Origin of the sequence: Caecibacter sp. AF58-12pH5A (assembly GCF_027681725.1) — a bacterium.
Classification (GTDB): Bacteria; Bacillota; Negativicutes; order Veillonellales; family Megasphaeraceae; genus Megasphaera; species Megasphaera hominis.
Genome location: NZ_JAQDBC010000016.1, coordinates 29,008 through 48,228 on the forward strand (window position 1 = coordinate 29,008; position 19,221 = coordinate 48,228).

A 19,221-nucleotide genomic window follows, 5' to 3' on the forward strand; every position below is an offset into this window, starting at 1 on the left:
ATACCTGTAAATGGGCGTGAAGTAAAGGGGAGGGCCCGTCTGTTTTATTCTACATCAAAAATTTTACCGGGATTGAGGATGTTATTCGGATCTAAGGCTTTTTTGACGGCGCGCATCATTTCCAGTTCATCCGGGTTGGTGAATTCTTCCATCAGGGCCTTTCGCTTGCTGCCAATGCCGTGTTCGCCGGACAGACGGCCGCCGAGCTGGTAGATTAAGGTATACAGCTCCTGTTGGTTGGCGTCTACGTGCTCCTGCCATGCTTCGTACGTCAGGTCCGGATTTTTTAGGATATTGAGGTGAATATTGCCATCGCCGGCATGGCTGGCAATGCGCGTAATAAGATTGTATTTTTGGGCAAGGGCCAAAATGGCATCGATGAGCTTCGGTTCCTGGTCGACGGGTACGACGACATCTTCCTTGCAGACAATCAGGCTTTCCGCCCGGACGGCTTCGGCAAAGGCCTTGCGGGCCTGCCAAATACGGGCCGAATCGGCGACGAGGACGGACGAAGCACCGTTTGCCGTACAGATTTCATCTAGGAGGACGGCCTTATCGTCCATATCGTCTTCACTGGTACCTTCTACTTCGACGATGAGATAATTGCCGCTGTCGCTGTCCTGCAATGTTTCGTGCAAATATTTCTCTACAGATTTAATGGTAATGTTGTCCATAAATTCGACGCACGTCGGTGTAATACCTGCTTTAATAATCTGAGTTACGACACCGATGGCCTGTTCTGTACTGGGGAAGATGGCCAGCAGGTCCAGTTTATGCTGGGGCTTGGGCAGGAGCTTCAGCGTGGCCTGTGTGATAATCCCCAGGGTGCCTTCTGAGCCGATGATCAGCTGGTCCAGGCAATAGCCTGTAGACTGCTTCTGTAAGCGCGCCCCCAGGCGGACGATTTTTCCTGTAGGGTTGACGACTTCTACGGCATAGACCTGGTTACGCGTCGTGCCGTATTTGACAGCCCGGTTGCCACCGGCGTTGGTGGCAATATTGCCGCCAATGAAACAGGAATCACCGCTGCAGGGGTCACCCGCATAAAAAAGCCCCTTGGCTTCTACTTCTTTTTGCAGGTCAGCCGTGCGAACGCCCGGTTCTACTACGGCGTAGAGGGCATCTTCGTTGATTTCCAGAATGCGGTTCATTTTTTCCAGGGAGAGGACGACACCGCCGTAGATCGGGACGGCGCCACAGGCCAGTCCCGTGCCGGCGCCACGGGGGACGACGGGAAAATGATATTCGTTAGCCAGGCCGATGACGGCAGCTGCCTGGTCCGCCGTTTCCACCAAAACGACGGCTTCCGGCAGATGATGGTACGCCGGATCGGTGACTTCATCGTGGCTGTAAGGCTCCAGCCGTTCCGGATCGGTGAGAACGTTTTTAGGTCCTGCAATCCGGACCAATTGGGCGAGTATATCAGGGGTAAGTGGTGAATAAGGCATGAATATTCCTCCTCAGACTAGCAGAATTTGGCAAAACACAGTATAGGCCTTATTATAAGAGAGAAACGGAGGATTTTAAAGGGGCATTCGCAAACCTGGCCCTAAAAAGCCCGGTCAGGTGAAGTTTTTGCTGTGACGGCAGAGAAATAACCCAAAGAGGCCTTTATCTTACGATAAAATAAAGGTATACTATGGGTTAGGTCTTACTTTTTCAAAGGAGTTGAGCGTACGTAGTGAAACGAACAAAGCAACAGCGTCCCGTTCCGCAGGGCAGGCGAAGAAAAAGCCGCCGCAAGAAAAAGGCGCGCTGGTCTGCGTACACCCGACTTGTTGTGGTACTGCTCATTGCAGGTACGGTGTTTCTCAGCATTAAGCTCTATGAGCTATGGGAAATACGTCAGGATATGCAGATAACCATCCGTCAGGAACAGGAATTGACAGAAGAAAATCAACGCCTTCACAACCAAAAGGACCTTTTGGAATCACCGGCAGAAATTATGCGCCAGGCCCGGGAGCAGTTCGGCATGGCTCGTCCGGGTGAAATCCCCTACCGTCCTTAAAAATATAACAGTAAATTATCAGATGGCGTATAAATTTCGATTGAATTTTTCAAAGTTTGTTAGTATAATGATTATAAACGTTTTTTTGTAACGCGTACTCATATTAAAGGAGGATATGGTATCAGCATGGCAATCGAAGTAGGCAGCGTGTTGGAAGGGACTGTCACAGGAATCACTAAGTTTGGGGCATTCGTTGAACTTCCAGATAAAAAGGTGGGCTTGGTCCACATTTCAGAAGTAGCTAACGAATATGTCAAAGATGTACATGATTTCCTAAAAGTTCAGGATAAGGTAAACGTCAAGATCTTATCTATCGATGAAAAAGGAAAAATAGGCCTGTCTATCAAACGGACACAGCCGGCTCCGGAAAAGAAGGAGTTTCACCCCAAGCATGAATTCCACCACCACAACAATAACGTTGACGTAAGCCGTCGCTCTTCAGCACCCGTTTCGTTTGAAGACCGGCTTAGCAAGTTTATGAAAGAAAGTGACGAACGTCTCATGGATTTGAAACGCAACACAGAATCCAAGCGAGGCGGCCGTGGCGCCCGGCATGCTGATTAATTTCGTATCCTGGGAAGTATGAAGGCGAAAGAGTATTCCGAGATGGAATGCTCTTTTTATTTCTTTTCCAGACAGCGTTTTCCGTTCTCCACGCAGGTCATGAGTTGAAGGAGCAGTTATGGAACAAGATAGATTTGCAGTCGTAGATATTGGCTCTAATTCCTTGCGCCTCTTGCAAGGTACGTGTGATGAAAAGGGGCACTGGCAGTTTTTGCCGAAAGAGTTGGCCACGACACGGCTGGGATACGACATTGAAAATACAGGCCGCCTTTCGCCGGCCGGCATGGAAGATTCCTTTGCCGCCATGGCGGCATGGAAAGAGAAAATCGGCACTATTCCCGTGTGTGCTGTCGCAACCAGTGCTGTACGGGAAGCCAAAGACGGGCAGGCCTTTTTGGCTGAAGTGCGCGCCCGGTTTGGCTGGCGCTGTCGTGCTGTGACCGGCCTTGAAGAAGCAGCCTACAGCTTTCGCGGTGCCGCCGCCGCTGCCGGTGATAAACTGGCTGCCGTGATCGATATTGGCGGCGGTAGTACGGAGTTTGCCTTAGGCCGCAACGGCCAGGCGGCGTGGTCGCACAGTTATCCCTTTGGCGCTGTGCGCTCCGGTGGCAAGACCCAGACCTTTGAGGAATGTGTAGCCCAGCAGGAAGAATGCCTGCCGGAATGGCTGCCCTTGCCGGTACAGCCGGAAATCGTCATCGGTGTCGGTGGTACGCTTACTTCCCTGGCGGCCATGGAATTACAGCTCGACCCGTACGATCCCAAACGGGTAGAAGGCTGTGTCATACCGGCCGAACGGATTACGTACTGGATTGATACACTGACGGCCATGACAGCAGAAGAACGACGGCACGTAAAGGGCCTGCAGCCCCGCCGCAGTGATATCATCGTTGCCGGATTGGTCATTGCCCACTCGTGCCTGACAGCGTACAACATACCGTCCCTTACGATTAGTGAACAGGACCTCCTGGAAGGTGTGTTCTATAGCGGTGCCTTTCAGGATGCCGCCTGGTTCAACCGATGAATACGGAAGCGGCAGGCATCCTGCGGCGCGTCGAGGCCTTTGCCCGGGAGCACGAGCTCTTTGCCCCGGGCGATACGCTGGTCATTGCCTGTTCCGGCGGACCGGATTCCCTGACACTCCTGGACATGTTATCCCGCTTCAAAGTCGACTATGACCTCACGCTCATCGCTGTGTATGTCCATCACGGCATTCGGCAGGCGGCCGACAGGGAAGTAGCTATTGTAGAACAGGAAGCCAAACGGCGGCAATGCCTGTTTGTCAGCCGTTACGTCGATGTTCCTAAACAGGCTGCTGCGGCCGGCATGTCCGTAGAGACGGCAGGCCGGGAAGCACGCTATGCCATCTTTAAGGAAATTGCCGTGGCAGCCAAGGCACAGGCTATTGCCGTGGCACATCACCAAAATGACCAGGCTGAAACGGTCCTGCAGCATCTTCTGCGGGGCAGCGGTCTGGCCGGCCTCGCTGGCATGCGCCCGAAGAGTGGCTCCATCATCAGGCCGCTGCTGGCCTTGACGCGTGCTGATATAGAACGCTACGTCAGTCTCGTGGGACTTACGCCCTGTGAGGATGAAACGAATGGCCAGTTGCTCTATCAGCGGAATCGCATCCGCTTAGAGCTCCTGCCCTATTTAAAGCAATATAACCCGGCTATCCTGGCCGACCTGAACCGCCTGTCAGACATTGCCCGGGCCGATGAGGATTGTCTGGAGCTTTTGGCAGGACGCTTGTATGAAGCGGAGGCAAAGCGCTTAGAACGAGGCCGGGCCCTGAGCCGTGCTGTTATCACTGCCCAGCCTGTCGCTTTGCAGCGGCGCCTGATCCGCCGTCTCTTCCAGGAAACACGGGGCAGCAGCCGGGATATTTCCTTTGCCTATACGGAACGAATCCGGGAGCTGCTCTATAAACCGGCAGGCCACGCATTTGAAGGGCAGGGCCTGCGCGTCTATACGACAGCTCAGGATTTATGTTGTATCACAGCTGCCCGCGGCGTAAAGCCTGTGGCAGCTGCCGTTCCCGCCCCTGTGGTCATCGGGGGTCCGGGGACCTATCGGTTTGGCCGGGCTGTAGTGCACGTGCGCTATAGCGGTGTAGCGCCCCAAGAGACGAGTCACTGCCTGGTGCGTGACAGCCTTGCCTGTAAAGGACCGCTGGTCCTGCGCGGCCGCCAGGCCGGGGATACCATTGCTTTGCCAGGCTGTACAAAAAGCCTGAAAAAATATTTAAATGAACGGCATGTGCCGCCAGAAAAACGGGCGGCCTGGCCTCTTCTTTGCCAAGGCCATGATGTGCTTTGGCTTTGTGGCCTGAAAGCGTCCCTTACGGCAGCGCCTCAGGCAACTACTGCAGCTTTTATTATTTTTGAATTTCAGGAGGAAGATCATGCATAACGATGTAAAGACCATCATGTTTACTGAAGCACAGATTAAACAGCGCGTACAGGAATTGGGAGCTCAAATCAGCCGCGATTATGCCGGAAAAAATATCCTGCTTTGCGGTATTCTGAAAGGGGCCGTTATGTTTTATACGGATTTGGCCCGCTCTATTGATGGCCCCGTAGAATTTGACTTCATGGTATGCTCCAGCTATGGTTCTTCTACGACGTCGTCAGGCTTTGTCAAAATCCGCAAGGATCTCGACAGCGATGTGCAGGGCCGGGATATCTTGATTATAGAAGACATTATCGATACGGGAGTTACACTCAGCAAGTTAAAACCGCTCCTTTTGGAACGGGGTGCTAATTCAGTTAAGATCGCAACGCTCCTGAGCAAACCGTCACGCCGTAAAGTCGATGTTCCCGTCGATTATAACGGTTTTGAAATACCCGATGCCTTTGTCGTCGGCTACGGACTGGATTACAACAGCCGCTACCGCAACCTCCCTTATATTGGCGTATTGAAAGAAGAAGTGTACAACCACTAGAATTGTTAGGACTTTCCTTGTTGTTGCTTTCCTTAAAGTATGATAATATAAGGGTGTATTGGTATGTTTGCCAGTTTTCCCTCGACTGGGCAGCATAAGTTAGAACATATGCGAAAGGAGCAATATTTTGAGTAAATTTGTGAGGAATGTAAGCTTATACTTACTTCTTATTATCGTTGCCGTCTCTATCATAGATGCCTTTACGACCAATAAGTCAGATAAGTCCGAAATTACGTATACGAATTTCATGAATCAGGTCCAGCAAAAGAAGGTAGATACCATTCAGCTTACGGATGACCATGCCATCGTCGGTCAGCTAAAGGATGGCACGTCGTTCACCTCGTATGCTCCGACAGATCCAGCCTTGATGCCGGCTTTGCGTGATGCCGATGTGACCATCATCGCTAAGCCGCCTGAACAGCCTTCCATGTGGATGAGCATGCTCACGAACGTACTGCCGATCCTGATCCTGATCGGTGCCTGGTTCTTTATCATGCAGCAGACCCAGGGCGGCGGTGGCCGGGTTATGAATTTCGGCAAGAGCCATGCAAAAATGCATGGTGAAGGAAAGATAAAGGTTTCCTTCAAGGATGTTGCCGGTGAAGACGAAGCAAAAGAAGAACTGTCAGAAATCGTTGAGTTTCTCCGCAATCCGAGTAAATACAATAACATTGGTGCCAAGATACCAAAAGGCGTATTGCTCTTTGGCCCTCCGGGGACTGGTAAAACCTTACTGGCCCGGGCCGTAGCCGGTGAAGCCGGCGTGCCGTTCTTTAGCATTAGCGGTTCGGACTTTGTAGAAATGTTCGTCGGTGTCGGCGCTTCCCGTGTGCGTGACCTCTTTGCCCAGGCGAAGAAGAATGCTCCGTGTATTGTCTTTATCGATGAAATTGATGCGGTAGGCCGTCAGCGTGGTGCCGGTCTTGGCGGTGGCCATGATGAACGGGAACAGACGCTGAACCAGCTGCTCGTTGAAATGGATGGCTTTGGTGCCAATGAAGGTATTATTACCATTGCTGCAACGAACCGCCCGGATATTCTTGACCCGGCACTCTTGCGTCCCGGCCGTTTTGACCGTCAGATTACTGTCGATCGTCCGGATCTGCGTGGCCGTATTGCCATTCTTAAGGTCCATGCCAAGGGCAAGCCCTTGGGCAAGGACGTTGATTTGGAAACGATCGCCAAGAAAACACCGGGCTTTACCGGTGCCGATTTGGGTAACCTTCTGAATGAAGCTGCCCTCTTGGCTGCCCGTGCGGATAAGCGGGTTATCAATATGGCCGAAATGGAAGAAGCCAGTGAAAAGGTATGCTTTGGTCCGGAACGACGCAGCCATGTCATTAGCGACAAGGAAAAACGTCTGACCGCTGTCCATGAATCGGGGCACGCTCTGGTAGCCTACTTGCTGCCTGATGCCGATCCGGTCCATAAAGTAACGATTATTCCCCGTGGCCGCGCCGGTGGCTATACGATGATGCTGCCGGAAGAAGACCGTTCGTACGAAACGCGGTCGTACTACCTGGCACAAATCCGTGTCGCTCTCGGTGGCCGGGCGGCGGAACAGATCGTCTTCAATGAAATCAGCAGTGGCGCTTCCGGTGATTTGCAGAGCGTTACGCGTATTGTCCGGCAGATGATCACCCGTCTGGGCATGAGCAGCAAGCTCGGCCCGCTGGTCTTTGGTGAACAGCAGGAACAGGTTTTCCTCGGTAAAAACCTCGGTCATGAACGCAATTATGGTGAACGCGTTGCAGAAATGATCGACAAGGAAATGCATGATATTGTTTCTGAAGCCTATGCCGATACACTGCGCATGCTGCGGGAACACATGACGTCCCTGCAGAGCATGGCCAACGCTCTGATGGAAGTAGAAACCATCAATAGCGACCAGGTTAAAAATCTCGTCGAATACGGTACGCTTACAGCACCGGCCGCTGAAGAACCGGCTGCTGAGGCAGATCCCGGTGCGGGTGATAGCCAGCCTGCCGATCCCAAAGAAGACGCGAAGGACCATGTAGAGGTGAGCCCCTGGGGCAATGCCATTCCTGAAACAAAAGGTGAATAACTAGCAGAAGAACTACAGCTTAGCTGTAGTTCTTTTTTTTAGAACGCCTTACTATATAAAGTAAAAGAACGGTAACGATTACCATTCTTTATAGTATTGACAGTGATTTTTATTATGCTACAATTATTTCATCAGGATTTATTATTACATTAAAGAATAGGCATGTGTGTGTAAGAGCGTTCGCACAGCGGAAGAGGAGATACGCGTAATGAGAAAAGATATACTGGAATATTTATTGGCCCATAAGGGGGAGTATGTTTCCGGTCAAATGCTGTCGGATACCTTGGGCGTTTCCCGTACGGCCGTTTGGAAGAATGTCAGTATACTGAGGGAACAAGGCTATGTCATCGAATCGACGACTAAAAAAGGGTATTGCCTGGAAAGCGCACCGGAGCTGTTGCAACCGGAAGTGATCAGTAAAAAACTGGCTACAACCTGCCTGGGACATTCTCTTATCTATTTAGAAAAGACGAAATCGACGAACCTCGTTGCCAAGAAGAAAGCTAACGAAGGCGCCCCGGAAGGAACCCTGGTCCTGGCAGAAGAACAAAGCAGTGGCCGTGGCCGATTAACCCGCTCTTTTCTGTCTCCCTATGCCAAAGGCCTGTGGTTTTCCCTGATCTTACGGCCTACGTTCTTGCCTATGGAAGTCTCGAAGATCACCTTGCTGGCGGCCGTTGCCGTGACAAAGGTACTACGCAAATACAAGGTGGAGTGCGGCATTAAATGGCCCAATGACATCCTCGTAAACGGGCGTAAGCTCGTCGGCATTTTGACGGAAATGAATGCGTCTATGGAAAAAATTAATTATCTCATCATGGGCATCGGTATTAATACAGGGATTACCCGGAAAAACCTGCCCGATGAATTAAAAGATACCGTTACCAGCCTGGCTATGGAGCACGTCCGCTTTAAACGGAATAAGCTTCTCTGTGATGTACTGCTGCAGCTGGAACGCTACTATTTTATGGCAGAAAAGGTTGGCTTTGACCCGATTCTCGATGAATGGAAAACTCTCTCCTGTACGTTAGGCGAAGAGGTGGAGGTCATCATGCCGGACCGCACATTTTCCGGCACGGCGATCAATATCGATCACGATGGCAATCTGATCGTACAGACCTCGTATGGGCTGGAACGCGTATTAGCCGGCGATGTACACGTGCGTAACGTCTAAATTCTCCATCTTTTATGGTAAACTACTGTTTTTTTGCAGTAAACTCTGCTATCATATAGAAAGTGTTATTTTGCAGGACTGTACCGCTCAGGTGTACGGGTACAGTCTCAGTTCACTTTGCAGAGGTGGGTAAATCCATGTTACTAGTTATCGATGTGGGCAACACGAATATCGTACTCGGCATTTTTGATGGCAAGACGCTGGTAGACCATTGGCGTATTTCCACAGACCGCCTGCGTACAACGGATGAATACGGCGTGCTGATCCGCAACCTGTTTTTGATGAATCACGCTGATGCTGATTGCATAGATGCCATTATCATTTCGTCTGTTGTGCCACCGGTCATGCCGACGTTGGAACGCATGTGTCAGCGGTATTTTAATTTATCACCCCTGGTCATCGGCCCAGGTGTAAAAACCGGTATGGACATCAAATATGATAATCCCCGTGAGGTTGGGGCAGACCGCATAGTCAATGCCGTAGCTGCCTATGAATTATACGGCGGTCCCGTTATTATTATCGATTTTGGCACGGCAACTACCTTTTGTGCTGTCGACAAAAAAGGAAATTATCTCGGTGGCTCTATCTGCCCTGGCATTGGTATTTCAACTGATGCACTCGTACAACGTACGGCAAAATTGCCACGTATTGAAGTCTGCCGGACCGATAAGGTTATTTGCCGGAATACTGTCGAAAGTATGCAGGCCGGTGTGTATTATGGCTTCGTCGGCCAGGTTGATGGAATTGTCAGCCGTATGCGCAAGGAACTGGGCTGCAAGGCCCGGGTCGTTGCAACAGGCGGGCTGGCAGTCATCATTGCACCGGAAACGTCGTCTATCGACCTGGTAGAACCGATGCTGACGCTGGAAGGATTGAGAATTATTTATGAACGTAACCGCTAAGCCTCTGGTTATCGGTTCTGTGCGGCTGGCTACACCTGTCGTACTGGCTCCGATGGCAGGCGTTTGCGATGCCCCATACCGTGTCATTGCCCATGGCTATGGCGCGGCTTTGGTATGTACAGAAATGGTCAGTGATAAGGGCCTGCTGTATAATAACGTACATACAGAAGAGATGCTTCACATCGAGCCGGGCGAACACCCTGTTTCCATGCAGATTTTTGGCTCTGAACCGGAAACGATGGCCAAGGCGGCAGCGCGCGTGGAGGCCGCCGGCGCTGATATCGTAGATATTAATATGGGCTGTCCTGTGAAAAAGGTCGTTTCCAACGGGGAAGGCTCAGCCTTGATGCGGGATTTACCCAGGGCGGAAGCGATTATCCGTGCTGTTGTGCACGCCGTTTCCATTCCTGTAACCGTCAAAATGCGGACCGGCTGGAATGAAGCAGAATTTACGGCACCGGAGCTGGCTAAACGTGCAGAAGCAGCAGGCGCTGCGGCCGTAGCCGTCCATGGCCGGACACGGGAACAATTTTACAGCGGTCACGCAGACTGGTCCAAAATCGCCGCTGTCGTCCAGGCCGTATCCATTCCGGTCATCGGCAATGGCGATATTGCAGACGGCCCGTCAGCGGGCCGCATGCTGGCTGAGACCGGCTGCAGCGGCGTTATGATAGGCCGCGGGGCTCAAGGCAATCCCTGGGTTTTCCGGGATGTCACGCGCTACCTGCAGGATGGTACTATCCTGCCGCCACCGTCAGCTGCTGAAAAGTACCGCCAGCTGCTGGCTCATTTCCAAGCTCTCGTAGCCTATAAAGGGGAATACACGGGCCTTAGGGAAATGCGCTCCCATGCCTCGTGGTACACGAGGGGCCTGCCCGGCTCGGCAGCGCTGCGGGAACGGCTGAACCGTGCGGAAAGCGTAGCAGCCTTTGTGGCGATCGTCGAAGCACAATTGGAACAGGCCGTAGACCGTTGACAGGCTCTTTAGATGTGCATATAATAAAAGTTACGGTTAAAATAACCATACGTGCCGGCCTGTTCCGGCATACTGCACAGTATTTCAAGGAGAAGGAGTAATACTATGGCTAACGAAACGCTGATTACGCAGGAAGGCCTGCAGAAATTAAAAGAAGAATTAAACGAACTGAAATCGGTCCGCCGTATTAAAGTTTCCAAACGTATTCAGGAAGCTATCGCCTTAGGTGACTTGAGCGAAAACTCTGAATATGATGATGCAAAAAACGAACAGGCTTTGGTAGAAGGCCATATTGCCGAATTGGAAGCCAAAATCCGTACGGCTAAAATTATCGAAGAAACAAGCGATAATACAGCCAAGGTACGCTTAGGCTCCCGGGTTATCCTGGAAGATGTAGAAACAGGCGACCGTTTTGATTATACTGTTGTCGGTACTGCCGAAGCGGATCCGTTCAACAACCGTATTTCCAATGAATCCCCTGTAGGTTCGGCTATTCTTGGGAAAAACATCAACGCCGCTAATCCTGTTATCGTAACGGTAAAAGCACCGGTAGGCGATTTGAAATACCGGATTTTACCGCCCGATGCAGAATAAGCAGAGATTACAGGAGGAGAGAAGAGAAAGATGGCTGATACAAAGCAGAATGCTGCGCCCATGGAAATGGAAGAAGAAAAATTAAATGACCAAATGAAGGTACGCCGCGAAAAAATGCAGCAGTTTATCGATGCCGGCGTCTATCCTTTTGGACAGAAATTTGACTGGGATCACCATACCCAGGAAATTAAAGATCAGGCAGAAACACTGGAAAAAGAAGAAACCTTTGTCCGCATTGCCGGCCGTCTGATGGCTATCCGCCGTCACGGTAAAACGGCGTTCTGCGTATTGCGTGACATTACCGGCGAAATTCAGCTGTATTTCCGTAAGGACGTCTTAGGCGAAGAATCGTATGATCTCTTTAAGCTGCTCGACATTGGTGATATTGTCGGCGTAGAAGGCCCGGTCTTTACGACACATACCGGCGAAACGACAGTACGCGTAGAAAAGTGGACACTGCTTTCCAAGTCCCTGCGTCCGTTGCCGGAAAAATTCCATGGCCTGACCGATAAAGAAACGCGTTACCGCCAGCGCTATTTGGATCTTATCGTCCATCCGGAAGTACAGGATACGTTTATTAAACGGTCTAAGATCGTCAAGGGTATCCGGAAGTACCTGGACGACCGGGGCTTTTTGGAAGTAGAAACACCGATGCTGCACAATATTGCCGGTGGCGCTGCGGCCCGTCCGTTCAAAACCCATCACAATGCTCTCGATATGGACATTTACCTCCGTATCGCACCGGAATTACATTTGAAACGCCTCCTTGTCGGCGGCCTCGAACGGGTGTATGAAATGAACCGCTGCTTCCGTAACGAAGGGATCGACACGCGTCACAACCCGGAATTTACGACGGTAGAATTATACCAGGCCTACGGTGATTTGGAAGACGTCATTTTCATTACGGAAGATCTCGTTTCCAAGCTGGCGCAAATGCTGTACGGTACGATGAAAATCACATATATCGATAAGGAAATCGATCTCACGCCGCCGTGGGACCGCATGACCATGATCGAAGCAGTAAAGAAATTTACCGGTGAAGACTTTAGCAACGTCACGACTATTGAAGAAGCACGGGCGATTGCCGATAAACTCCACGTAGAATATACGGAACACAGCGGTATTGGCAAAATCATCAATGGCTGCTTTGAAGATTACGTAGAAGAAAACCTTATTCAGCCGACGATTATTACGGGACATCCGCTGGAAATCTCGCCGCTTACCAAACAGGACCGTGATAATCCGCTCCTTACGTATCGTTTCGAAGGCTTTATTTATGGCCGCGAACTGGCCAATGGCTTCTCGGAATTAAATGATCCTATTGATCAGCGTGAACGTTTCGTGCAACAGATGAAAGAACGTGCCTTAGGGGATGACGAAGCCCATCAGATGGATGAAGATTATTGCCGCGCTCTGGAATACGGCCTGCCGCCGACTGGTGGTCTGGGTATTGGTATTGACCGTCTGGTCATGTTCCTTACCAATAGTGCGTCTATCCGCGATGTCCTGCTCTTCCCGTTGAGCCGTCCGGAACAGAAATAAGTATACAAAACACCCTTTGACTCGTTTCGGAGGGTGTTTTTTCAACATCTCCGAAAGGAGGGAAGATGATGAACCACCCGAAAAAATTATGTCTTCTCCTGGCGCTTTTTTGCTGTACTGCCGTAGGGACAGCCGCAGCAGCCATGCCAGCCTCCGGTGAAGCCGGCCTGACTGCTGAAGCGCCGCTCTTTGTACCGTCGGCAGCCGGCAAGGAGGCGGTATCAGCCAAAAAAGATAACGCTGCAGCAGGAGATGCGAAGGAAAATAAAAAAGGCAAGGATACGATGCTGGTCAAACCGGCGGCTGTCGTGACCGATGATACCCTGGCCCTGCATAGGCTGACAGAGAGGGATTTTACCTTTAACGGTATGCGTGCCGGTGATTCCCTGCAAAAGGTGAAAGCTATTTTTGGCAGTCCGACGAAATACGCCCAAAGCGATCATTACACGGAACTGAAGTATGACCGCACTGATTTACGCATGCGTGTACGTCTGCGTAATGAACCGGCAGATTTTCTAAAAGAAGCGGCAGAAGGTCGTAAAGCAGTCCAGCCCGGTGTGGAATCGGTGACTCTGGCTTCCGGCGACGCTGTCTACATCGGACCGGGTATCCACTTAGGCCATCCGGCGGAACTGCTCGTACGCAAATACGGGGCACCGTTAAACGTACTGCGTGATGCCGACGCCAATGTCTATTATTTTGTTTATGAAAATCCCAACAAGGATCATATCCTCATCTTCGCTATTGGTGAGCGCAAGGTTGCCCGTGTGGCTTTAATACCACCGCGGCCACCGTACATAACCGATCAGAGTGAAACCAAGATTAACGGCCGTTCGCCTCGGGATTTCACACTCGTAGGCTATGGCGTCAATGAGCCGTTTGTGCCGAATAAGTATAATATGTGGACGAATATGGTTAAGCGGGGAACGAGCCACTTTTGGCTTTACGGCTCGTATGGGCTGGAAGTAGACCGTCATAACATGGTCAAAAAGGTATTTTTGCTGAACAACAGCAGTTTTACCGGCCGTGGTGCTACCTTGGGCTACCGCGTATCAACACTACTGGCGCTATATGGGCAGCCTGACCGGATTGAAAAAGGGCCGGCAGGAGAAGAATATGTCGACGCCTATTACTACGACAGTCCTTTCCAAAAGGGCGTGTCCCTCGTATTCATCAACAAGCATGCTACGGACTATATTGACGATGTCTTGCTCATTAGTGAACCGATTAAAAATATACAGGATCCCATGGAACGCTATGGCTTGAAAGATGCGGAATGACAATGCTGCATAAGGCCTTGTTATAAGCAATAAAAAATAAATTGGGAAAAAGCCTTTACTTACAAGGTGTAATTCCAGTATAATAAATATAAACAATAATGCAGATGAAGGTGATACTCATGGTTACAGATGCAGATGTTTTGAAAAGGTGGAAGTACATTGCACAGGATGATGAAAAGCTTCTCATCATTATTGGCGGCCCTGGTTCCGGTAAGAGTAAGTTGATTCGTGAACTGACCTACCAGGACGGCTGGAAAATTTGTGAAGCAAAGGATCTTTTCGATGATGAATTCCTCGAAATTCCTCGTGCAGATCGCCCGGAAAAGGCAATTTCCCTTATTTCCGAAGCCATTCACCGGTTAAACGCCCGGGTTGTCATGATTGATAATGTTGGCTTCCTCTTTGCGCCGATCTTGAATTTGGATCCTGTCGAAATGCTTAGAAAGCTGAGCCGCGAATGCCCGATTATCGTCAGCTGGCGTGGTCACGTCGAAGGTGACACGCTTTATTTCGAACATAAAGGGGATCCGAAATACGCGAAGTTCAAGATTGAAAATCCTGATCACGTCATTTCGCTTGACTAACGTGTATATTACTCAAAAAAACTGCTGCTGCGACAGCAGTTTTTTTGTTGCGCCTCTAGAGAAGTTTACCTTTATTTAAAAGTTAGAAACTTTTTTTCTTAGACATTGTGTGATATAATTTTCCGTATGCTTGTAAAGGCGGCGGCTGCCGCCGTACCGACATCATTTACTAAAGGAGCGTATACGATGAACGATTATATGATTGCCGTCATCCTCGGCGTTGTCGAAGGGCTTACGGAATATCTGCCTGTATCTTCTACAGGCCATATGATACTGGTAGGGGACTGGCTGGGCTTTGACGGGCCGCAGGCCAGTGTGTTTGAAGTATTCATCCAGCTGGGGGCTATTCTTTCTGTATTAATTATTTACAAGGCCAAGTTTATCCGCATGCTGAAGCAGTACCGCTGCTGGAACCTCTTGCGTAAGGAAAACTGGTATCGCCGTGACACAGGGCTGACACTGGCTCATGTAGCCGCCGGGATCGTTCCGGTCATGGGGATCGGCTATTTGGCCCACCATGCCATTAAGACCTATCTGTTTTCTCCTTTTACGGTTATTATTGGCCTCGTCGTAGGCGGCCTCTTTATGCTGGCTGCAGAAAAGGCGAAAATGCGGGTCATCTGCAAGGATGTAGAAAAAATGACCATTATGCAGGCGCTTCTCGTCGGGGCTTTCCAGATTCTGGCCTTATGGCCGGGCTTCTCCCGCTCCGGTTCGACGATTGCCGGCGGCCTCTTCCTGGGCCTGAGCCGTAAAGCGGCGGCTGATTTTTCCTTTATTATCGCCGTACCGGTCATGATTGTCGCCTGTTTTTATGACCTTTTAAAGAGCCTGTCCATTCTGGGAAGCGGCGATTTGGCCATGATTGCCATCGGCTTTGTGACGGCTTTTATCGTCGCCTATATTTCCGTGCTCTGGTTCCTGAAATTCCTGAATAAGTCGACACTGGCCTCCTTTGCGTACTACCGTTTTGTCGTCGCCTTTGTGTCGTTCCTCCATTTCTTTGTTTTGAACTGAGACAGATCGAGTTGCAACAGAAAAAATTGGTTTCCCTGGGGAAACCGATTTTTATGTTTTAGTGATTACTCAGTTGTTTAGAAAAATCTGTCATAATTTCTTCAATATAAGGCCGCGGATCGGTTTGGGCCGGGAAATCACGGACAATATTTTCCAGCATGGACCGCAGCATGATATTGACGCCCTGGGCATAAACGTAGTAATAGTAGCGCAGGTGATCACTGCCTTTTAAAATGAGCGGTGCCAGGTCGTCGTTGACGGCAAAGGCTGTTTCATAAAAATCGAGGATGTTTTCCTTAAAGCGGTGCATGTCGATGGTTGCCTTTTCGTAATCCGCTGTCAGGTCTTCGCCTATGTGTGCCAAAAGGGGCGGCAGAGAAGCCACTTTTTCCGGGACCTCCAGCTTTTCATCTTCCATGAGATGAACCAGCGTGTGCAGTGCGGAAACGATAGATTCACAAAAGAAGTTAAAGGTAAAATAACCGTCCGAACCGGTCAGGTCCGTAATGATATAAGTATCCATGGAAAATCTCCTTCCTATTAATTTCCTCATTATATCATAATATGAGCAAAAATATTTGAGTAAGGGGAAATTATATGATACCATTTAGAAGAAACAATTTGCAAACCGTTTTTATCTACTTACCTATGTTGGAGGAAATTGGTATGGCTCATAATAAAAAGATGAAACTGCAAAAGCGGTCCCGCCAGTCGGCCCGTATCCACCGGGGCTTTGAAATGCCCGTCGGTATGGGATCTGAAGACAGTATCCTGGGCTTCCGTACGTCAAAAGAATTAAAAGAAAAATATTTTTATTTTCACGGCCGTGTGGCCCGCCGTCCTTTTCTCATGCGGACGATTCTGCTGATGATCGCGCAATTTATGTTTACCTTTATTTTGTATCTCAAACTGGCAGAATCGATTACCATTGGCCGTTCTGATTTTGCCGCCTTCTTTGGCCTTCTTCTCGTCGTCCTGACCATTCCAACGGTCTGGTCAGAGCTTTCCCTGGGCTGGCGCCGCTGCCACGATATTAATAAGAGCGGGGCTCTTTTCATCATTCCGTATCTTTGCTATTTGGGCAGTTTTCTCGGACCGATTCTGGGCCTTGACTCCACGGTAGCCATGGCAGTGCAATCAATTATGGCAGTGACCTATTTGGGGCTCTTTTATGTCCGCGGGACAGAAGGAGACAACGCGTATGGTCCGGCCCGATCCCGTTAGGAGGCAGCATACATGACATTAGCGCAAGGTGAAGAAGGGAAAACGTATCTCGTTGAAAAATTGTCCCTGGCACAAAAGACAGAAAGACGGCTGCAGGCCTTAGGCATGACATGCGGCACGAAGATAGAAGTAATGAAAAATAAGAATGGTGGTACCATGATCATCAAAATGCGCAATACCCGTCTGGCCATCGGCAGAGATATTTCCACGCATATTGAAGTGAGGAGCTGAGACGATGCCTGATTTAGGGAAGGCGGAACGTGAAAAACATATTCCCCAAGGAATAGAAAATAGCAATGCCGTGCCTACAGAGGGGATGACCGTAGCCTTTATCGGTAACCCTAACTGTGGCAAGACGACACTGTTCAATGCCTATACAGGGGCTAATCTGAAGGTAGCTAACTGGCCCGGTGTTACCGTAGAAAAGGTAGAAGGGGCTATCGACAGTCACGGTGTACATATTCACCTCGTCGATCTGCCAGGGACGTACAGCCTGACGTCGTATACGATGGAAGAACAGGTTTCCCGCAATTTTATCCTCAGTGACGATGTTGATGTCATCATCGATGTTGTCGATGCGTCAGCCTTGGAACGGAACCTGTATTTGACCTTACAGCTGCTGGAACTGGGCCGGCCTGTCGTAGTGGCACTCAATATGATGGATATCGTTGCCAAGCGGGGCATGGAAATTGACCTGCATCGCTTGCCGGAAATGCTGGGCGTACCGGTTGTTCCCGTTTCGGCTTTAAAACGGAAAGGCCTTAGCGTCCTCCTGCATGCGGCCATCCATCATAAGGATCACGTCCATCCGGACCGTCTCATTCATAACCACTCGGAAAAGACCCATCATAAGCACAACCATCATCATGATTTTGCCATGGTATATAGTGATTTACTGGAAGATAAGATCGATCAGCTGCGTGTTCTTTTGCAGGCCCAGTATCCGGATTTGCAGAATTATCGCTGGCATGCCCTGAAGCTCCTGGAAATGGACCAGGAAATTACGGCTAAGTATCCCCTTCAAGGCATAGAAGCCGTCGTTGACCGCAGCTATGAAACGGATATTATCAATGAAAAGTATGAGTTTATTGAGGAAGTTATTCAGGAAGTCGTTGTCAACCGGGAAGAACGGGTCGCAGCGACAGACTATGCCGACCGTCTGCTGACCAACCGCTGGCTGGGCATTCCCATTTTTCTGGCCGTCATGGCTGTCGTCTTTTTCCTGACCTTTTTTATTGGCGATATGCTGCGCGATTACTTCGAGTCGGCCATCGATTCGTTTTCCGCTTTGGCAACGAGCGGCCTTACGGCCGTCGGCGCCGGAGAGATGCTCATTTCCCTCATTTGTGACGGCATTATTGCCGGTGTTGGCGGCATCCTGACCTTCTTGCCCAATATTTGTATCCTCTTCCTGACCCTGGCTGTCCTTGAAGACAGTGGCTACATGTCACGCGTGGCTTATATCATGAACGATGTCATGAACCGGCTGGGCCTGTCAGGACGAGCGTTTATTCCTATGATTCTCGGCTTTGGCTGTTCCGTACCGGCTATCATGGCCTCACGGGCCCTGGAAAATAAGACGGACCGTTACCAGACTATGCTGGTTACGCCTTTTATGTCGTGCAGTGCCCGCCTGCCTATTTATATTCTCTTTTCCGGCATGTTCTTTCCGGAAAATGCCATGATCGTCGCCTATTCCATGTATCTCATCGGTATCGTCGTCGCACTGGTCTGTCTCCTCGTCCTGCATCTGTTTCAGCGGCAGGAAACGGAGAATATACTCCTCATCGAACTGCCGGAATATAAGCAGCCCAGCCTGCGGACGGTCTGGATTTCCGTTTGGAATAAGGTCAAGGATTATTTGAATCGTGCCGGCACGATTATCTTTGCGGCCTCCATTCTCATGTGGTTTATTCTGAATTTTGGCCCATCCGGCTACGGTGCTATGAACGATAGCTTTGGTGCCATGCTGGGCAAGATTCTCGTACCTTTCTTTGCGCCTCTGGGACTTGGCTATTGGCAGATCTCCCTGGCTCTCCTGGCCGGGATCTCAGCGAAGGAAGTTGTCGTTTCGAGCTTTGCCGTTCTCTTTGACGGAGTCAATATTAATTCTGCAGCAGCTTTGGCTACCCTGGCTGCCAGTATGGGGCAAATGGGGTTTACGCAGCTCAATGCCTATTGCATGATGCTCTTTTCTCTCTTGTACGTTCCCTGTGCGGCTACGATTGCTACGATTCACGCTGAATCGCACAGCTGGAAGTGGACGGCCTTTTCTGTCATATTCCAGATTTCTGTTGCCTGGGTGATCACCTGTGCGGTTTACCAGATTGGCAGCCGCCTGTTTTAA

The 19,221-nt window shown here is 50.2% G+C and carries 19 protein-coding genes; 17 read left to right on the forward strand and 2 right to left on the reverse strand.

The window, feature by feature from the left end:
- Positions 1 to 44 precede the first annotated feature (44 nt).
- Positions 45 to 1,448, reverse strand: a complete 1,404-nt coding sequence (locus PGX44_RS08295) for an FAD-binding oxidoreductase (RefSeq protein ID WP_498855002.1) — start codon at positions 1,446 to 1,448, stop codon at positions 45 to 47.
- A 233-nt stretch (positions 1,449 to 1,681) separates the two neighbouring features.
- On the opposite strand from PGX44_RS08295, the gene PGX44_RS08300 reads away from it, so the two are divergent.
- The 14 genes from PGX44_RS08300 to PGX44_RS08365 all read left to right on the forward strand — a co-directional run bounded on the left by PGX44_RS08300 (position 1,682) and on the right by PGX44_RS08365 (position 15,650).
- Positions 1,682 to 2,008: an FtsB family cell division protein gene (locus PGX44_RS08300; RefSeq protein WP_186504105.1), complete on the forward strand. Its 327-nt coding sequence runs from the start codon at positions 1,682 to 1,684 to the stop codon at positions 2,006 to 2,008.
- Positions 2,009 to 2,134: 126 nt separating this feature from the next.
- Positions 2,135 to 2,572 carry a S1 domain-containing RNA-binding protein gene (locus PGX44_RS08305; RefSeq protein ID WP_186504103.1) on the forward strand — a complete coding sequence of 146 codons (438 nt, stop codon included), beginning with the start codon at positions 2,135 to 2,137 and terminating at the stop codon, positions 2,570 to 2,572.
- Between the two features lie 118 nt (positions 2,573 to 2,690).
- Positions 2,691 to 3,596, forward strand: coding sequence for a Ppx/GppA phosphatase family protein (locus tag PGX44_RS08310; RefSeq protein WP_498855003.1), 906 nt, complete (start codon positions 2,691 to 2,693; stop codon positions 3,594 to 3,596).
- Positions 3,593 to 4,984, forward strand: a complete 1,392-nt coding sequence (tilS, locus tag PGX44_RS08315) for a tRNA lysidine(34) synthetase TilS (RefSeq protein ID WP_498855004.1) — start codon at positions 3,593 to 3,595, stop codon at positions 4,982 to 4,984. The genes PGX44_RS08310 and tilS overlap by 4 nt, the downstream gene beginning before the upstream one ends.
- Positions 4,977 to 5,516, forward strand: a complete 540-nt coding sequence (hpt, locus tag PGX44_RS08320) for a hypoxanthine phosphoribosyltransferase (protein WP_186504088.1) — start codon at positions 4,977 to 4,979, stop codon at positions 5,514 to 5,516. Before tilS ends, hpt begins: the two co-directional genes overlap by 8 nt.
- A gap of 127 nt (positions 5,517 to 5,643) precedes the next feature.
- Positions 5,644 to 7,581, forward strand: a complete 1,938-nt coding sequence (gene ftsH, locus PGX44_RS08325; protein ID WP_498855005.1) for an ATP-dependent zinc metalloprotease FtsH — start codon at positions 5,644 to 5,646, stop codon at positions 7,579 to 7,581.
- 208 nt (positions 7,582 to 7,789) lie between these two features.
- Positions 7,790 to 8,755: a biotin--[acetyl-CoA-carboxylase] ligase gene (locus tag PGX44_RS08330; RefSeq protein ID WP_498855006.1), complete on the forward strand. Its 966-nt coding sequence runs from the start codon at positions 7,790 to 7,792 to the stop codon at positions 8,753 to 8,755.
- 137 nt (positions 8,756 to 8,892) lie between these two features.
- A complete protein-coding gene (locus tag PGX44_RS08335; protein ID WP_186504082.1) occupies positions 8,893 to 9,657 on the forward strand; it encodes a type III pantothenate kinase in 765 nt (254 codons plus the stop codon).
- Positions 9,641 to 10,633, forward strand: a complete 993-nt coding sequence (gene dusB / locus PGX44_RS08340) for a tRNA dihydrouridine synthase DusB (protein ID WP_498855007.1) — start codon at positions 9,641 to 9,643, stop codon at positions 10,631 to 10,633. The genes PGX44_RS08335 and dusB overlap by 17 nt, the downstream gene beginning before the upstream one ends.
- Before the next feature lie 105 nt (positions 10,634 to 10,738).
- Positions 10,739 to 11,227, forward strand: a complete 489-nt coding sequence (gene greA / locus PGX44_RS08345) for a transcription elongation factor GreA (RefSeq protein ID WP_186504078.1) — start codon at positions 10,739 to 10,741, stop codon at positions 11,225 to 11,227.
- 30 nt (positions 11,228 to 11,257) lie between these two features.
- Positions 11,258 to 12,769, forward strand: coding sequence for a lysine--tRNA ligase (gene lysS, locus PGX44_RS08350; RefSeq protein WP_186504077.1), 1,512 nt, complete (start codon positions 11,258 to 11,260; stop codon positions 12,767 to 12,769).
- Between the two features lie 65 nt (positions 12,770 to 12,834).
- Positions 12,835 to 14,049, forward strand: coding sequence for a hypothetical protein (locus PGX44_RS08355; protein ID WP_498855008.1), 1,215 nt, complete (start codon positions 12,835 to 12,837; stop codon positions 14,047 to 14,049).
- Between the two features lie 119 nt (positions 14,050 to 14,168).
- Positions 14,169 to 14,633, forward strand: a complete 465-nt coding sequence (gene brxF / locus PGX44_RS08360; protein WP_186504076.1) for a BREX-3 system P-loop-containing protein BrxF — start codon at positions 14,169 to 14,171, stop codon at positions 14,631 to 14,633.
- 186 nt (positions 14,634 to 14,819) lie between these two features.
- Positions 14,820 to 15,650, forward strand: coding sequence for an undecaprenyl-diphosphate phosphatase (locus tag PGX44_RS08365; RefSeq protein WP_498855009.1), 831 nt, complete (start codon positions 14,820 to 14,822; stop codon positions 15,648 to 15,650).
- 58 nt (positions 15,651 to 15,708) lie between these two features.
- Here PGX44_RS08365 and PGX44_RS08370 read toward each other — a convergent pair whose 3' ends face one another.
- The gene (locus PGX44_RS08370) at positions 15,709 to 16,173 is read right to left on the reverse strand and encodes a hypothetical protein (RefSeq protein ID WP_186503577.1); all 465 of its coding nucleotides are present in this window, start codon (positions 16,171 to 16,173) and stop codon (positions 15,709 to 15,711) included.
- A 143-nt stretch (positions 16,174 to 16,316) separates the two neighbouring features.
- Here PGX44_RS08370 and PGX44_RS08375 point away from each other — a divergent pair, with 143 nt between their 5' ends.
- Genes PGX44_RS08375 through feoB form a run of 3 tightly spaced genes read left to right on the forward strand, consistent with a single transcriptional unit; the run spans position 16,317 to position 19,221 of the window.
- Positions 16,317 to 16,874 (forward strand): DUF805 domain-containing protein, encoded by a 558-nt coding sequence (locus PGX44_RS08375; protein ID WP_498855010.1) that lies wholly within the window; start codon positions 16,317 to 16,319, stop codon positions 16,872 to 16,874.
- A gap of 12 nt (positions 16,875 to 16,886) precedes the next feature.
- Positions 16,887 to 17,105, forward strand: a complete 219-nt coding sequence (locus PGX44_RS08380) for a FeoA family protein (RefSeq protein WP_498855011.1) — start codon at positions 16,887 to 16,889, stop codon at positions 17,103 to 17,105.
- Between the two features lie 4 nt (positions 17,106 to 17,109).
- The gene (gene feoB, locus PGX44_RS08385; RefSeq protein ID WP_498855012.1) at positions 17,110 to 19,221 is read left to right on the forward strand and encodes a ferrous iron transport protein B; all 2,112 of its coding nucleotides are present in this window, start codon (positions 17,110 to 17,112) and stop codon (positions 19,219 to 19,221) included.

What these genes read in the sequence shown, in the direction of transcription:
- PGX44_RS08295 (WP_498855002.1), bottom strand. Translation starts at nt 1,448, where the DNA reads ATGCCTTATTCACCACTTACCCCTGATATACTCGCCCAATTGGTCCGG.
- PGX44_RS08305 (WP_186504103.1), top strand. Translation starts at nt 2,135, where the DNA reads ATGGCAATCGAAGTAGGCAGCGTGTTGGAAGGGACTGTCACAGGAATC.
- PGX44_RS08310 (WP_498855003.1), top strand. Translation starts at nt 2,691, where the DNA reads ATGGAACAAGATAGATTTGCAGTCGTAGATATTGGCTCTAATTCCTTG.
- tilS (WP_498855004.1), top strand. Translation starts at nt 3,593, where the DNA reads ATGAATACGGAAGCGGCAGGCATCCTGCGGCGCGTCGAGGCCTTTGCC.
- hpt (WP_186504088.1), top strand. Translation starts at nt 4,977, where the DNA reads ATGCATAACGATGTAAAGACCATCATGTTTACTGAAGCACAGATTAAA.
- PGX44_RS08330 (WP_498855006.1), top strand. Translation starts at nt 7,790, where the DNA reads ATGAGAAAAGATATACTGGAATATTTATTGGCCCATAAGGGGGAGTAT.
- PGX44_RS08335 (WP_186504082.1), top strand. Translation starts at nt 8,893, where the DNA reads ATGTTACTAGTTATCGATGTGGGCAACACGAATATCGTACTCGGCATT.
- dusB (WP_498855007.1), top strand. Translation starts at nt 9,641, where the DNA reads ATGAACGTAACCGCTAAGCCTCTGGTTATCGGTTCTGTGCGGCTGGCT.
- greA (WP_186504078.1), top strand. Translation starts at nt 10,739, where the DNA reads ATGGCTAACGAAACGCTGATTACGCAGGAAGGCCTGCAGAAATTAAAA.
- lysS (WP_186504077.1), top strand. Translation starts at nt 11,258, where the DNA reads ATGGCTGATACAAAGCAGAATGCTGCGCCCATGGAAATGGAAGAAGAA.
- PGX44_RS08355 (WP_498855008.1), top strand. Translation starts at nt 12,835, where the DNA reads ATGATGAACCACCCGAAAAAATTATGTCTTCTCCTGGCGCTTTTTTGC.
- brxF (WP_186504076.1), top strand. Translation starts at nt 14,169, where the DNA reads ATGGTTACAGATGCAGATGTTTTGAAAAGGTGGAAGTACATTGCACAG.
- PGX44_RS08365 (WP_498855009.1), top strand. Translation starts at nt 14,820, where the DNA reads ATGAACGATTATATGATTGCCGTCATCCTCGGCGTTGTCGAAGGGCTT.
- PGX44_RS08370 (WP_186503577.1), bottom strand. Translation starts at nt 16,173, where the DNA reads ATGGATACTTATATCATTACGGACCTGACCGGTTCGGACGGTTATTTT.
- PGX44_RS08375 (WP_498855010.1), top strand. Translation starts at nt 16,317, where the DNA reads ATGGCTCATAATAAAAAGATGAAACTGCAAAAGCGGTCCCGCCAGTCG.
- PGX44_RS08380 (WP_498855011.1), top strand. Translation starts at nt 16,887, where the DNA reads ATGACATTAGCGCAAGGTGAAGAAGGGAAAACGTATCTCGTTGAAAAA.
- feoB (WP_498855012.1), top strand. Translation starts at nt 17,110, where the DNA reads ATGCCTGATTTAGGGAAGGCGGAACGTGAAAAACATATTCCCCAAGGA.